This window comes from bacterium CG_4_10_14_0_2_um_filter_33_32 (assembly GCA_002792735.1).
In the GTDB taxonomy this organism is placed as follows: Bacteria; Patescibacteriota; CPR2_A; order CG2-30-33-46; family CG2-30-33-46; genus CG2-30-33-46.
This window is the reverse complement of record PFOW01000012.1, coordinates 1-15957: the sequence shown is the minus strand read 5'-3', so window position 1 is coordinate 15957 and position 15957 is coordinate 1. Positions and strand designations below refer to the sequence as shown.

General features: G+C 32.6%; 15 protein-coding genes, 1 tRNA gene and 1 riboswitch. Of the genes, 13 read left to right on the top strand and 3 right to left on the bottom strand.

Translation table 11 applies throughout. The annotated features are described in order from the left end of the window. Positions 1-2: 2 nt before the first annotated feature. From COX95_00900 to COX95_00890, 3 genes are all read left to right on the top strand, one after another. On the top strand, positions 3-1958 hold the full coding sequence (locus tag COX95_00900; protein PIZ86535.1) for a hypothetical protein: 1956 nt from the start codon (positions 3-5) through the stop codon (positions 1956-1958). 3 nt (positions 1959-1961) lie between these two features. Further along, positions 1962-3176 (top strand): hypothetical protein, encoded by a 1215-nt coding sequence (locus tag COX95_00895; GenBank protein ID PIZ86534.1) that lies wholly within the window; start codon positions 1962-1964, stop codon positions 3174-3176. Between the two features lie 135 nt (positions 3177-3311). Then, the gene (locus COX95_00890) at positions 3312-3827 is read left to right on the top strand and encodes a hypothetical protein (protein ID PIZ86533.1); all 516 of its coding nucleotides are present in this window, start codon (positions 3312-3314) and stop codon (positions 3825-3827) included. Positions 3828-4045: 218 nt separating this feature from the next. Here COX95_00890 and COX95_00885 read toward each other — a convergent pair whose 3' ends face one another. Continuing rightward, the gene (locus tag COX95_00885) at positions 4046-5404 is read right to left on the bottom strand and encodes a hypothetical protein (GenBank protein PIZ86532.1); all 1359 of its coding nucleotides are present in this window, start codon (positions 5402-5404) and stop codon (positions 4046-4048) included. 600 nt (positions 5405-6004) lie between these two features. Between COX95_00885 and COX95_00880 the strand changes: the two genes are divergently transcribed. From COX95_00880 to COX95_00855, 6 genes are all read left to right on the top strand, one after another. After that, positions 6005-6865 carry a hypothetical protein gene (locus COX95_00880; GenBank protein ID PIZ86531.1) on the top strand — a complete coding sequence of 287 codons (861 nt, stop codon included), beginning with the start codon at positions 6005-6007 and terminating at the stop codon, positions 6863-6865. An 81-nt stretch (positions 6866-6946) separates the two neighbouring features. After that, entirely contained in the window at positions 6947-7462 is a 516-nt protein-coding gene (locus COX95_00875; GenBank protein PIZ86530.1) for a hypothetical protein, read from the top strand. A 97-nt stretch (positions 7463-7559) separates the two neighbouring features. Next, positions 7560-8051, top strand: a complete 492-nt coding sequence (locus COX95_00870) for a hypothetical protein (protein PIZ86529.1) — start codon at positions 7560-7562, stop codon at positions 8049-8051. Next, positions 8020-9093 carry a glycosyltransferase family 1 protein gene (locus COX95_00865; GenBank protein PIZ86528.1) on the top strand — a complete coding sequence of 358 codons (1074 nt, stop codon included), beginning with the start codon at positions 8020-8022 and terminating at the stop codon, positions 9091-9093. The genes COX95_00870 and COX95_00865 overlap by 32 nt, the downstream gene beginning before the upstream one ends. Then, positions 9090-9791, top strand: a complete 702-nt coding sequence (locus tag COX95_00860) for a glycosyltransferase family 2 protein (protein PIZ86527.1) — start codon at positions 9090-9092, stop codon at positions 9789-9791. Before COX95_00865 ends, COX95_00860 begins: the two co-directional genes overlap by 4 nt. Beyond that, positions 9788-10942, top strand: coding sequence for a glycosyltransferase family 4 protein (locus COX95_00855; GenBank protein ID PIZ86526.1), 1155 nt, complete (start codon positions 9788-9790; stop codon positions 10940-10942). Before COX95_00860 ends, COX95_00855 begins: the two co-directional genes overlap by 4 nt. Before the next feature lie 34 nt (positions 10943-10976). Here the strand turns inward: COX95_00855 and COX95_00850 are convergent, their stop codons facing one another. Next, the gene (locus COX95_00850) at positions 10977-12350 is read right to left on the bottom strand and encodes a hypothetical protein (GenBank protein PIZ86525.1); all 1374 of its coding nucleotides are present in this window, start codon (positions 12348-12350) and stop codon (positions 10977-10979) included. Between the two features lie 14 nt (positions 12351-12364). Beyond that, entirely contained in the window at positions 12365-13615 is a 1251-nt protein-coding gene (locus COX95_00845; protein PIZ86524.1) for a hypothetical protein, read from the bottom strand. Between the two features lie 112 nt (positions 13616-13727). Here COX95_00845 and COX95_00840 point away from each other — a divergent pair. The 4 genes from COX95_00840 (at position 13728) to COX95_00825 (ending at position 15885) form a co-directional block, all read left to right on the top strand. Further along, positions 13728-13805 (top strand) — tRNA-Val (locus COX95_00840). Between the two features lie 311 nt (positions 13806-14116). Then, positions 14117-14200: riboswitch (cyclic di-GMP riboswitch) on the top strand. Positions 14201-14232: 32 nt separating this feature from the next. Then, positions 14233-14508: a hypothetical protein gene (locus tag COX95_00835; protein PIZ86523.1), complete on the top strand. Its 276-nt coding sequence runs from the start codon at positions 14233-14235 to the stop codon at positions 14506-14508. Next, positions 14509-15357, top strand: coding sequence for a hypothetical protein (locus COX95_00830; protein ID PIZ86522.1), 849 nt, complete (start codon positions 14509-14511; stop codon positions 15355-15357). It abuts the gene before it with no gap. Positions 15358-15387: 30 nt separating this feature from the next. Continuing rightward, positions 15388-15885, top strand: coding sequence for a hypothetical protein (locus tag COX95_00825; protein PIZ86521.1), 498 nt, complete (start codon positions 15388-15390; stop codon positions 15883-15885). Positions 15886-15957: the final 72 nt, after the last annotated feature.

The window sequence follows — 15957 nt, the reverse complement described above, 5'->3', positions numbered from 1 at the left end:
TAATGATTTTTTCTTTTTTGTTTTTAGTTCTGCTTATATTTTCTATAGCACTTGCAATCATTCTCCCATTCAATTTAAGATTCAGCCTTAATGTCCACAAAGGATTACATGACGAACAAGAGATTAAAGAAACGAAAACTGTGTATCGCTTAGAAGAAGAAATATATGAAGATGCAGAAAAAGAAATGAGCTTTTTAAAAAGATTATTCTCTGGGAGCAAAAATAGATTTAGACAAGATAGAATAATCAAAAAAAGACATATTATGGTTGCTTCTATATTAATAACTATATTATCTTTTTCGGCCTTAACGAGCGTTGCTCAGGAAATAAAAAAAGTCGTAAGCAACCAAGCTATAAAATCAGAATCGTCTTGGTGGAACGACGAGTATGAATATAATACAAAAATTAGTATTAAAAATTTAGAGTCATTCAGCAGTATACCTAAAAACCAGGTGATTAAAGTAACTTTTGATCACCAATCAATGGTTAAACAAGATAAGGCTCTTCCAAACGGAAACGATATAAAAATAGTTTACTGGAACGGAAAAAAATACCAGGACATTGATTACTGGCTTGAGAACAAATGGAATTTAAATAATACGACTTTAAGATTCAAAAATCCTGAACCAATAAATGCTGGCCGAGAATTAAATAAAGTATTTATTTACTATGGAAATCTTGCCGCCAACAAACAAGTAGCGGAAAATAAAAGTCCGGAACCCTGGAAATATAAATATCAATCATCAATAAATGAAGAAAGAAGTTACCCGCTACTGGCAAAGGTCGAAAGAAAATGGTCACTCATATCAGATAATCCAATTGCAGATAATAAACTTAAACTATCAATCAGCAGTAACGATAATCTAAAGAGTCCAAAAGCAAAATATAAAATTATAGACAGCAACATTGAAACAGAAATGGAAAATATGGATAAAAACTACTGGAAAGGAAATATATCTATAAATAATCTTTTACCTGGCACTCACCAAGTACAGGTAACTATAAATGATGGAGATAAAGAATATAAAAGTCAAAAATGCGGTTTCTATGTATCTTATCCATTATATGTAACATGGAATTTTGACTGGGAAGGTTATGACGTATCAAACTCTTACCTTGATTCTATTAATAATATTTCAAAAAAATATAATATACCGCTTACCCATATGTTTAACCCAAGAATATACACAACATCAACGATTCCGGTAAACAGACAACAATATATCACTGATTGGGTAAAAAACAGAAGTAAAAACAACAGAGATGAAATAGGGCTTCATCTGCATATGTTTTATGACTTTATACAAGATGCTGGGCTAAATCCAAAATATGCTTCTGACTGGCCTAATTGGGGTGATATATATAAAGATGGCTACTCTGTGCTAACAACTAACTACACGGAAGAAAAAATAGTTCAATTGATTAATCGAGCAGAATGGTGGTTTGATCAGAAAGGACTAGGAAAGCCTATGTCATTTAGGGCAGGCGGATGGTTTGCAAATCTTGATACCTTGAAAGCTTTAAAAAAAACAGGCATAAAAATCGATTCATCCGGAAGAACCGCTTATGATTTCGGCTATAGTGGGTATACAAAACAAGTTGGACCATGGAAGCTATCTCCAACAACACAACCCTACAAACCATCAATAGGCAACCAAAATATATCATCCGCAAATAATTTACAGCTGTGGGAAATTCCGAATAACGGAGCTGACTCGTATTGGTTTCAATCTAAAGACATGATAGATAGATTTAATAACAACTACCAAAGCGGGACATTGAATGAAAGAAAACAAGTAACGTTCCTTTCCCATCCCCACTGGTTTAATAAAAAAGAACAAGATAAAATAAATAACCTCTTTAATTATATTGATGGATTCAAATACGAAAAAGACTCTGGTCCAGTAATATACGTAACACTAAAAGACGTTTACAAAAATTGGCTTAATAAGGATTAATCCATGAAACAGGTAGTAGAATTCGTAATTAATGTCAGACATCAAAGTATAGCGCTTATCATTATGCTATCCCTATTTTTTCTCTATAATGGGGTAATTTTATTTACGCATATTAAAAAAAATAAAAATGTCCTAGATCCACAAACTTTACATTCTTTTAAAAAATTTTTATATAAAATAAATCATTTTCTGTTTGGCAGCCATAAAAAGAAAGTTATATTTAACATTATTTTTTTTATCGGATTAATATTATGCTCTCTAGGAATTACCTTGCCGGAACCAAAAATATTATTTCCTACCGAACCCTCACTCGGGATAACTGAAATATCAGATAAAAAACCGCTTACAATAAAATTTGACAAACCTATTGATAAAAAAATCCTACAATATGAAATAAATCCAAAGATAGACGGCGATTGGCAATTTTCAAATAACTTATTGGATTTTTCCCAAACGCTAAAATTTGTTCCTAAAGAGTCGCCAAAAATGGAAACCCGCTACACGGTTTCAGTAAATAATATCAAGAGTATTTTCGGAACAAAAAAGAAAAATTACATGTTCAGTATGCAAATAGCTCCAGCTCCAAAAGTAACCTTAGTTAATCCAAAAGATGGAAGCAAGGAGATTCTTCCACAACAAGATATCATAGTTGAAACTGACTACCCCCATGAACATTTAGCTGAGTTCTCTTTTGAATCAAACCCTCCGCTAGAATTTAATACAGAGAAAAAAAGTGATGTAAGATACCTTTTAAAACCAAAAGAAGAATACAAAAAAAGCACTGATTATAACTTTAAAATATACAGAAATTTAATAAGCTACAACTATAAAAACCAGGAAAAAACTTCAGCAAGCGAAAAACAGGAAATATGGAATAGTTATTTTAGAACAATAGACGCTTCCGGGATAGAATCTTATTCACCCACGGGTGCGGGTGTGCTAGCTAATACACCTATAAAAATTAAATTTAAGCAAGATATAGATAAGACATCAGCTGAATCTGCTTTTTCCATCAATCCGAAAATAGATCGTAACCTTTCTTGGGATAATAACCGTACCCTTAAGTTTACTCAAAAATCCGATTTTGCTAAAAATACAAAATATGAAATTACTATAAATAAATCAGCTAAATCTTTGAATAGCGTTTCGCTTGCGGAAGATTTTAAGTTTAACTTCACAACAATAGGATATGTTACGGTTTCTAAACTATCACCCTGAAATGGCGCTAATGGTGTTAATCCCAATACAAAAATCACCATTACATTTAACCAAGCAGTTGATCATGGATCTGCTCAAAATAGGTTCAGCGTTTGGCCTTCTGTTAATGGAAGCTTTTCTTGAAACGGAAACGCTATGGTTTTTTCTCATGATACTTTAGGATTTAGTCAAACATATACAGCAAGAGTTGATACTGGAATTAAAACAATAAACGGCTTAGATTCTATACAGCCATTTAGTACTTCCTTTACTACAAAAGCACAAACTGTGATTTTAAATGTACCTTCTTATAGACAAGGACATAATTATTCATGTTATGCAACTGCTGCCAGAATGGCCTTAGCCTATAAAGGAGCGTATGTTTCAGAAAATACAATTTTAAATACTATTGGCTATGATAAGACTTCATTTTCTGGCACATGGGGAGATCCAAATTCTATCTGGGGAGATCCTTATTCCGGTATAGTCGGAAATGTTGATGGCAAATCCGGAGGTATAAATTGGAGGTATGGCGCATACTGGGGTCCTACTGCCGCAGCCATGTCCAGTTGGCGCAGTACAAGTGTTAAAAGCGGATGGAGTGTACAGGGCATTGCCCAAGAAATAACAAACGGAAATCCTGTAATTGTATGGTGGGTCAATGGCGTATGACCAGCCTATGAAGTATATTGGAAAACCCCTGGAGGAAAAACCGTAAGAGGAGTAAATTCTCTTCATGTACAAGTTGTTAAAGGCTTTACGAGCACTATCGATAACCCAACTTCTTTTATGGTAAATGATTCAGGCTATGGTTATCCTGGCAGAACTTTTGACGTTGGAACCTTTAAGGCAAAATGGGGCTGGTTTGGAAACTCAGCGGTAGTAGTCTATTAAGGTTTTTCATAAACTACAAGCCCTAGATTATCAAACTTACGAATCGGCTTATAATTTTTAATAATATAATCCTGTAATTTCCTAGCATACGCGAAATTCAAATCTTCTGTCCATAAAATATAAGTATCCGGGTTACTTTTTAAAGATTCTAATGTTTTTGGCTCTGCTTTCTCTCCATCATTAACCTCGGTTATATAAAGATATTTAGTAATTTTTTCTTTATCGATTAAAAAATAAAAACAGGTAAATTGATTTTCTGTTAAAATTTTTTTATTAGGCAAATTATCTATAAATTCTTTGGCGCTATTCTGCTCTTTTAATTTAGGTATATTTATATTATCAGTAATCCAGACAAATAGTTTATAGTTACCGAAAACGCTTAAACTTATAATTAAAAAAACTATTAATTTAAAAATAATATTCTTTCTTTGATTAAAGAAATTATATAAAGCAGCAGCGGATAGAATTGCTACAAAAGGGAGAATCTGAATCCAATAATGCGGATAATGCCTTACAAGGAAAAAAGGTATTGGCAAAATTATCGAAAACAGAATCATTTTCTTTAACACAGTATTCTTACTTTTCTTTTGAAAAAAATAAATTATAAAAAATAACCAAGCAGGAAAAGTTCTATTCACGGTTTCAATAAAGGAATTTAAAACTATTTGCAATGGTTCTCTCGGATAGCTTGTAAAATTAAGCACAATGATCTGGTTTATTGATTCTTTTAAGGCTCCTTTATCGATTAAGTAAAGAAAGGCAAACAGCCAAGGAATAATAACACCCAGCAAATAATAAAATACATCCTTTGATTTTCTTTTTTCGCTTAATAAAAAGAAAAGAAAAATTATTAAATTTACTATAGCTGTTTGTTTAAATAAAAGAGCTAATCCTGAAGTAAAACCAGCTAATAAAAGATAATAGTTTTTATCACTATCGAAATATTTCAGCAGAAAATAAAAAGAGAATAGTATAAAAGTAACCATAAAAGGTTCGGCAATAATATAATTCCCCTCGAAAAATATAAGGGAAAATAAAAAAAGAAAGGAACCTAACAGTCCGATTCCCTTTTTAATTTTTTCGGCAAACAAAAAAACAAAAAATGCAGAAAGAATATTAAATAATAAAAGAATAATTTTTATAAAAAATATATTTTTCCCGAAAAATAACAAAACAGTCGCCAAAAGAAAATATATACCGGGTGGCTTATGATCGAAAAAGTCCAAATATGGAATTCTGTCGTTTGAAATACCATCGGCTATACTTAAAAAAACGCCTTCATCTTGAGCTAATGGTTTATTAAAAGATGGTATGATTAAAAATAATGTAACCAAACCTATAAAAACAGTAAAGATAGATAATCAAATATTAATCTTTCTCATGTAATTATTATAACGTAATACATTGACTTCAGATAAAGAGAGATCTGTTCCGATAATTCTTGCTCCAATAAATTTTGTTCTCCCTAACTTAATTTATCGGAACAGGTACTCTCTCAACTTAGTTAAATATCTGTATAATCAGCCATATTTTTTTATTAATGCTGTTGATCCTGATATTTTCCCAAGCTATCAACCCTAGCAAAAGGGCGGCCTATATAAGTCTCGCGAAAGGTCGGCTTAAACAAGCCAGCTAGGATATAGAAAGATTCAGAAGGAGGCTCAAGAAACGACTAGCTGCCGAAGGAATGGGCACTTAAATATATTATTATTTGCCTCCTTGTAGCCGGCTAACTCCCGTCCTGAGCTTTCTTCTAAACCCTTCTATTTACTTTTCAATGTAAAGGCTTTCAATAGAAAGCTTTGTATTGTATCATGGTACAACTATTTTGTCAACACCTTTTTACATTCTATCGGATATGACATAGGAGTAATTTTAATTTTCTTTTATTATATAAATATACCTATAGATATATTTATTGACAACTATACCCTACTCTGCTAGACTATAGGCAAATGATTCATATAACTGAAGCAAAAAATAAGTTTACAAAACACTTAGAGAAAACAGGAAAAAGCTCTCACACTATTCGTAGTTATGAAAGAAATTTAGATGAACTAATTAATTTTTTGTTGGAAATAAAAAGACATAAAGTCCATCTCGTTAGAAGAGAGGATCTGGAAAAATTTTTATCACGCTATATTAAAAAAAATAAAAGCCCGAAAAGTATCAATGCTAGAACAGTTGCGGTTAAATCTTTTTTTAAATTTCTTGAGCTAAACGAATTTATATCAAAAAATCCAGCATCTGCGTTGAAATATTTAAAAGAAAAAGAATCTGAGCCAAGGATTTTAAGCGTTGTAGAGTATAAAGCATTAAGAGATTCAGCCAAAAATGATAAACGCTATTTTGCCATAATTGAATTAATGCTTCAAACAGGAATTAAAGTTGGCGAGGCTGTAAGAATTAGAACAAAAGATATAAGGCGTAAGGAATCCAAATTAGATGTATTAGATGAAAAGCTAAAAATATCCCGTACAATCCCTTTAAATTCCCCGGCTAAAAAAGCAATGGAAGAATACCTTAAAGTAAGACCCAGAGTTAAATCAGAAATATTTTTTATAACTAGGAATGGTAAGTCCCTGGATCAAAGAAATGTTAGAATGTCTATTTCTAATTATTATAAAAAAGCTGGTATATACGATGCCTGTGTTCACGATCTAAGGCACACCTTTTGTGCCCATCATATTAAAAAAGGTACAAGCCTAGTCGCTATTGCTTACATGGCAGGTCATAAAAATCTTAATACTACAAAAAAATACTTAGAATACATAGAAAAACCCCAATCCGAGGATCTGGAAAAAAATGCTTTATAAGTATAAAATGTCCTACTTAAAAAAGGTTTGACAAAAAACCTCTTTTTTTTAATAATTAAAGAAAGATTGAAAGGAAAAATTATGATTGAAGTACCAATAGATAAAATCATTACCCTGGAAAATTTTATGGGTAACATGAATCAATTCGTTGATACTGCAAAAAATGAAAACACTATTTTTGTAATTACTAAATCGGGTAAGCCTTATGCGGCTATTGTTGGAATAGATTATCTGGAACATTTACCCGAAATCCACAATGGAAGTGAAACTCAAAAAATTCATGAAATCGGCATAGATAATTCTACTAATTTAAATAAGGTCGAGGAAATAGAAAAAACAATAGAAAAACAGGTTAACAATAAATATGCTCCGGAAGTGAGCAATGAGCAGATAGATACTAACCAGGCGCCGTCTCAACCCAACAATACAAACGATGTACAAGAATCTCAAAATCCTCAACAGCCACAAAGTAATAATATCCCAAATCCCGCTAATCCTACCGAAGAAATTTACGATGAAAGCGTAGGACCTTGGAAAAATGACAAGAAACAGGGAGATAATCAACCTAATGATGAACCGCCAGATCTTCCTATCTAGTGAATATTTATTTATAATTAAGCCACGTCATATAGATAGTGGCTTTTTTAGTTTTTCAATTTATAATTAAATTATGGATTATTATTACTTGTTTTTAATGGCGCTTATGATACCAATATCAATATTCACACTAATTGCGGGCATAGGCGGAGCACCAAGCGTCCCCTGCCCAAAAAAAATCGCCCGGAAAATGGTTGAAGCTGCGGATATAGAAAAAGGAAGAATATATTTTGACCTAGGTTCAGGTGATGGAAGAATATTAAGAGAAATTTCACAAAAGGGCGGCCAAGCAATCGGATTTGAATATGCACCATTAACTTATTTAATATCTAAATTATTTCTTCTTTTTGGAAAAGATAATAATGCTAAAATACACTGGAAAAATTTTTATAAAGAAGATCTCTCAAGAGCTAAGGGAATATTTTGCTTTTTATCCCCTAATGCAATGAATCGTTTAAGTTTCAAATTCGAGAAAGAGCTTGAAAAAGGAACAAAAGTAATAAGCTATGTTTTTAAAATACCTAATAAAAAAATAACCGAAACAATTAAAATAGAAAATGTGGGGCCAATCTATGTCTATAATTACTAAAGAGAGAAAATCAACAAATATGAAAAAATGGATTCAGAATTTAAAAGTAAATCTTGTATCCGAAACTACTTTTACTGTACAGGGACATGGCGTTCATACGGCTTTCGTTGAAATGAGAGAGGCTCTTCAAAGAGCAGGGGCAAGGGTTTTTGTAAATTCAAAAGAAAAATGCGAAATAATGCACATACATACTATTGGACCTTATTCTCTTTTTAAGTGCCTATTCTTTAAAGGCAAGAAAATTATAACCGCCCATGTCGTCCCTAATTCTTTTTTAGGCAGTTTAATTTTCGCTAAACTTTGGCATCCCCTTGCAAAGCTATATTTAAGATATTTCTACAACAAAGCAGACGCAATCCAAGCCGTATCGCCCCAGGTGGCTAAAGAACTTAAAGAAATAGAAGTAAAAAAAGAAATTTTCTTCATTCCAAATGGGGTAAATTTGCAAAAGTTTAAGAAAAATGAAAATGATCGAAAAAAAATAAGAAACAAGCTGGGCATAAAAGAAAATGATTTTGTGGTATTAGATGCAGGACAAATCCAACCAAGAAAAGGAATAGAAACTTTTATAAATACAGCAAAAGAATTACCTGATGTAAAATTTATTTGGATCGGTGGTATACCCTTTAAAAGGTTTGCCGCTGATTATAGTAAGATGCAAAAAGTTCAACAAAATGCACCCAGTAATATCCTATTTACAGGCACCATACCCTTCGAAGATGTAATCCCATATTATTCTGCTGCCGATATATTATTCTTCCCATCTTATCAGGAAAATTTTCCTTTTACAGTAATCGAAGCAGCTGCTTCTAATCTACCGCTTTTATTAAGAGATTTAGATATTTATCCCCCAATATATGAAGAAAATTATATCAAAGGCACAGATGAAAACTTTAAATCTCTCATCCTAAAATTAAGAGATGATAAAGAATTATATGATGAATACGCGGAAAAGGCATACAATGTTGCTAAAAAATACGAAATTTCTATACTAACACAAGAATTAATTGATATTTATAAGCGTATATTGGAAAAAAAATGATTATTTCGGTCGTCATACCAGCCTACAATGAAGAAAAATATATAAAAAGAACCTTGGATTCACTTCAAAATCAACAACTTAAAGCAAACGAAATAATAGTTGTAGATAACGGCTCAACAGATAAAACAGTTGGAATATGCGAATCCATGGGGGTTAAAATAGTAAAAGAACCTAAAAAAGGTATTGGTCTTGCAAGAAAAGCGGGATTTAGCAAAGCAATTGGAGATATTATCGCTACGACAGATGCCGACACTATACTTCCGCCAGACTGGCTGTATAAGATTAAAAATGCTTTTGAAAAAAATTCAGATGTCGTAGCCGTAGGAGGGCCTTATATATTTGATATTCAAAAACATAAAATTGCCTTAAAGATCGTCTCTTTAATTTGGATATGGGGAGACAGGGTTATAAATAGAGGAAACAATGTTCCGGGCGTGAATATGGCTGTTAGAAAAAAGGCGTACCTAGAAGTAGGCGGTTATAAAAAAGATAAATACTTCGAAGACCTTGATCTTTCACTAAGATTAAGAAAAAAAGGTAAGGTTCTTTTTCTAAGAAATATACTAGTCGTTACTTCTTATAGAAGATACGCCAGTCAAGGATTTTTAAAAACCGTATTAAATTACATGAAAGATTATCATAGATTTATTTTTAAAGGAAAGGATGTCCATATGGAGGATATCAGGGAGGAAAAATGAAGATTGGATTTTTCACTGACACCTATACTCCTCAAATTAATGGTGTTGTAACATCAATTAATACCTTTAAAGAACAACTTGAAAAGAATGGACACAAAGTATACATATTTGCACCAACGCCAAAACAAAAAGAAGATAATGAAAAAATTATTCGCTTCCCTTCGGTTAAATTTTTATTTCAACCGGAAATGAGAGTGGCGCTACCTTACTCACAACAAGCGGTAAATATATTAAAAAAAATAAACCTTGATATTATTCATTCCCATGACCCTTTTAGCATTGGTATATTTGGCTTATTTATGGCAAGAAAATTTAATATACCCTATTTACATACTTACCACACACTTTATCCTGAATATGTGCATTATATATGGGATACAAAATTTACCCAAAAATTAGCAAAAAAAATATCAAAGGATTTTTGTAATAATTGTGATCTGATAATAGCGCCTTCAACAAAAATAAAAAAATTTCTTTTAGAGTGGGGGGTCTCCAAACCTGTTAAGATTATCCCTACAGGAGTAAATCTAGATATTTTTAAACTAAAAAATAATCATTATAAACAATTTAGAAGTAAATATAATATTTCCGATAGTGAAAAAATATTAACTTTCGTGGGACGTGTTGCAAAAGAAAAAAACATCGAGCTAATCATCGAATCTCTGAATTATATAAAATCAAAAAACGTTAAACTTCTTATAATAGGAAACGGACCGCATAAGAATGGATTAGAAAAGTTAGCAAAACAAAAAGGACTTAAAGAAAAAGTTTTATTTTTAGGATACTTACCAAAAACAGATGTAATAAGCGCGTATAAAAACTCAGAGATTTTTGTCTTTTCTTCAAAAACTGAAACTCAAGGATTAGTAGTCGTAGAAGCAATGGCCTCTGGTCTTCCTATCGTGGCAGTTTCAGATCTCGCAATAAAAGATATGGTAAAAAATAATATCAATGGGTATCTTGTTAGAACTAACGCAAAAGATATGGCTAGCAAAATTGATAAGTTGTTAGCGAACGATAAACTGCATAAAAAAATGTCTAATGAATCATTGCTAATCGCCAAAGAATTATCAGCAGAAAAGCAAACTGCAAGATTAGAAAAAATATATTTAAGTCTGATTCGAGCCAAAAAGAAAAAAGTTAAAGAATAGCTTTTCTATCAAAAACTACAATTTATTTACCGATCTAGTCTTTTGCAATAAGAAACTCAAGTGTAAACTGAGAACCTATACCAGGTAAACTATCAACGCTAATCTTTCCTTTCATTTTTATCACTAACTGCTTAGTGATCCAGAGCCCTAAACCTGTACCAGAAATATTTTCAGTTTCTTTGTTCCTAATTCTATAAAATTTACTGAATAAGTTTTTTCTTTCATCTTCATTCATTCCTATGCCAGTATCTTTAATTGTTATCCTTGCTTGTTTTCGATCATTCCCCAACAGAATACTTACACTACCCTTTTTAGTATACTTAATCGAATTACCAATTAAATTAATCATGACTTGTTTAAATTTATCAGGATCAATAAGAATTTCAGGGAATTCTGGTTTTTTATCGAATTCCAACTTTAAGCCTTTTTCCTTTGCCAATAATTCATATTCTTTTATTAAACTCGAGATGATGGACATTGCATCAGTAGACTTAATATCAAAGACCACTCTTTCCTGTTCTATCCTTGAAACATCAAGCAAATCCTTTACAAGCTCACTCAGTCTCTCTGCTGAATCTTCAACTCTTTTTATAATATCGTCTTTATCTATCTTGGGATTATCCTCTTTAAGAAATGACAAAAAGCCTCTTATCGCTGTTATTGGAGTTCTTAACTCATGAGCTGCCATAGAAACAAAATCATCTTTCATCTGATCAACTTCTTTAAGCTTTCTAAATAAAATAGAGTATTGGAATAGTTTCGCATTATTAATAATTAATAAAAAAACAATAATTATAGATAATAATAATATAACTAATGATCTCGTTAATGTCTGATCAACTTTATCTTTAATAAAAGTAGAAGACACCTTAATATCAACCAAGCCCAGCTTACTATCTTTATCATCAAAGATAGGAGCCACAATGCTCCAATACTCTTCGTTTTCATCCTTTCTTGAGGTAGCTAGGGTCTCATTTTGTGACCATATAAAACGGTAGTCTGTAAGAGATTTATCTAATTTACTATTAGATATATCTTTATCTTTTTTATCCAAAACAATTTCCCCACCAGTATCAGATGTACTAGCTATAACTTTAAAACTGTCACCGCTAGGCACTAATATTTCTATCGATTTGATAGTATCGTATAAACTTTTATCAACTATTTTTTTAATCTTCCCTTGGATTAAATCAGGATTGTTTAAGTCATTAGCGGTAGTTATACTTATAACCGATGACGCAAGCTCAGCTTTTAGCCTAAGTTCATAATTAAATAAATCAACCAAGGATCTTGTTATATATAATGTATTAAAAATTAAAATAATCGGAATAGTAATTAACAAAAAAACCGCATACAGGACTTGACGGTTTTCTTTAAAAAAATCTAAACGATCCTTAAAAAATTTCATTTTATTAAACTACCTTACCTAACGACAATCTTTTTTTTTAAATTTTTCTTTTCATATCTTAATAACATAAAAAAAGCTAATAAAACAATACTGACGACTATAACTGACATTAAAGAATATTTGAATAAAGGAGTGCTATAAAAACTATTTTCATTTGATTTACTGCCTGATTCACCACCATTAACGCTAGCCGCTTGAGCAGTAGATATGAAGAAGCTTAAAGGTTCACTTCTTTTCATGCTTTTCCCATCGTTTTCCGTCACTGTAACAAAAACTTCGTACTTTCCTTCGCTTATACTATCCAAGCTATATTCCCAATCGCCATCTTTATTTGTTCTTGTACTTACAATTATGGGGTCTGAAAGAATATATAACGAAACTGCTTTATCAGGAGCTGCCTTCCCCTTAAGGATTACTTTTGTTTTTTGATTTTCGATTATATTTTCGGCTTTATCAACCCTAATATTATTATTTATACCTGACGCAACCATATTAAGCACTTGATCATTATCTAAATAATCACTAACAACAGAATTAGGATATTTTTGCTTTACATAATCTAAAACAGCTTTTTTCTTCTCTTCTTTACTTAACTGCGAAAAATTTTCATTAGCAACGGCTGGAGGCTTTATAGTCTCTGCTGAAGTAGATGTGTTTGTGTTAGTAGTAATATTTGTAGAAGAACTAGTAGTAGTGTTATTGGTGCTACTTGTGCTGTCGGTGCTATTCTGATTGGTAGAGTTAGAAATTGGTGTTGGAGTAGGATTAGAAACAGGATTACTTGCAGTATCTTTTTTCACAAAAATTCTTATTGAAGATTGACCTGAAGTTCCATTAGGATAATAGCCCATCGCATATATTTTTACTTCTCCATTTATGTATTTGTCAGTCTTCCAATCAATAACAATAAATTCATTTGTTGAATATAAATAAGGATCTCTCCCCGATTCAATTTTATACCAGCCATTACTTCTTCTCTCAAATTGGTAACTATCAGATGACACAGTGGTATTAATATATTGCTTCACTCCAATTGCTAAACTAATAGCTCCGGGCGCTTCTACTGATATCGAAGTACCTGCGCTTACTAAAGAATCTGAGATGGGCGATTTAATGACCGGCGAAGCATAACTTATAACATTACCAATAGTTGATAAAGATTCTGTATTGGATGAACTATAAACAATATTGGCAACTGTTAATAGAACGCCCAAACTAAAAGCAACTATGAAAGTTAAAATAAGCGAAAATTTAACATGTTTCATTTTTTACCTAGACTATAACTCTTTATATAGCGTAACATCCAAAATATACCTATATCAAACAAAATACCTTCAAAAACAATATTTTTCGTGATAAAATTCTAATTGTCATTAGGGGTGGTTAGCTCAGCCCGGTTAGAGCGCTACGTTGACATCGTAGAGGTCACTGGTTCAAATCCAGTATCACCCACCAGTTTAATAAACAAAAAACAGATAGCAGAAAAAGCTATCTGTTTTTAAATACCATAAATAGTCTATTACTAACTGCTTGTTGTTATATAATTATATCCGATAGAAACCATTGACAGACAATCGTTTTTATGATAAGATATTTCTCTTAACAATTAAATATTAAGTAGCGAGCTATGACCCGCTTCCCGATCATTTATATAAAATGATCTATTGGTCACCTAATGGGGTGCGGCGAGCTAGGGTGAAACCGGCGCGCAACTACTTTTTCTTAGTAGCCGCTGGTTTTATACAGCGGTTATTTAAATTGTTAAGTTTATATAGAGAAGCGAGGAAGTGTAATCCGTATCTGGGCACCTGGATTACATGGAGCTATTGATGCAACCGGCTCTATTCGTAGAGTCTCCCATCTGTTGCGAAAGTAAAGGGAGATGAGTTCATTGAAAACCTTCAAAAACGATTTTTTTCTTGTTTTAACGATTATTATCATTGCTTGGTCTATAACGACTATACTCAGTTGGCCAACAATAGATAACAAAAGTATCAATTTTTCTCTAGATATTGTAGGAATCGGAAATAATAATTCTAACTCCAATAATATCGAAAAACCAAACCCCTTTGAAGGGACTAGGCGAGAAATTGAGACAAAACAAGAAGAAATCCGACAAGAAATAGCAATAATGAAAGCACAAGCAGGTGATCTATAAATGAGATTAATTGCTAGCATAATAATTGTTGCTATTATCTTAGCCTGGTCTCAGGTTTATGAGGATGCTATTAAACCTTCGGTTGAGAAGGTAAAAAAGAGCATCCCGACAACAACCATAATGCAAAAAGTTGTTGAGAAACCAGAATCAGGCATCAACCAAAGGCGTCTCAATATGTTCCTTAGAGAAACAGGAGGAAAGGTTACCTCCAGCTACAGGACGCCGGAATTTCAAGCCGTTTTATTACGAGAGGCTATAAAGAAATATGGCCTAAAAGGTGCTACTAAGTGGGTAGCTCTTCCGGGTGAAAGTCATCACCAAGTGATACTTGAACCAGGGGTAAGTTGGGCTAATGATATCATCTGGCCCAGCAAAAAAGCTAGACTTAGAGCATATGCCATTGCTCCAAAATATGGAATGTATTTTCCGTATGAATGGGAACCCTGGCATGTTGAGTTTAGAAGACACTCAACAAAAGCCTGCGAAGTTGCTGATAAATGGAAGATTCCTAGAGAAATTTTCTTATGTAAAATACATAAGGAAAGTATTTGGGATCCAAGTGCAGTATCTACAACAGGTAAACATTTTGGCCTAACTCAAGTAAGCGAAGGAAATATAATTGCTAGCGGTTATACTGTCAAGCAATTTATGGATAATCCTCAACTACAATTAGAGTTAGGGGCCGAAAAACTGCATGAATACTATGTACGTTTTGGGAAATGGGACTTGGCATTAGCAGCTTATAACGCTGGCCCCAACGCAGTTAAAAGATATTGCGGAATTCCGCCTTATCAAGAAACCCAAAAGTATGTAGCATGGATCATGCAAACATCGGGTTTTAGAAGATAAGGATAAGTACTAGAAGGAGTGCAGATAAGCATGAAATGGTTGTATAAGATTTGGGGCATGATAAGTGCCTTAGTAATAGTGCTTCACAATCTTTTGGCCTCTGATCTTTTGGGGGCTGCAAAAGGTTCGTTCTTGGATCTTTTATCCTGGACAGGAGCAATAATCATTGTCGTATTAATGATTATTATACCGCTCCTTATAGCCAGGCGGCGTTGGAGGAAACACAGACAAGATAGACTATATCGTCTTGCAAAAAAACATCCGCGCCTTGCCAGAATCATCGCATTTTTAAGAAATGCTCGATTCACTGCCCGATACGCTATCCCCGAAGGCCTAGCAATAGCTAGACAATATTGGGAAATGAGTGCTCAAACATGCAATAAGGAAATAAATAATGCGCTCATTGCTATTAGGACAGAGGCTAAGAAACGAAAAATCCAAGATATGGAAAAGGCCAAAGAAAGAGAAAAAGAACTACAAAAAGAAGAATCAAAAACAAACTCCGAATTGGCTAAACTGGATAAGTAATCCAAACCTTTACTCGTTCGCGCGCCAGTAAAATTTGGATTCAATTCTTACAAAATTAACATAAGAGGCTTT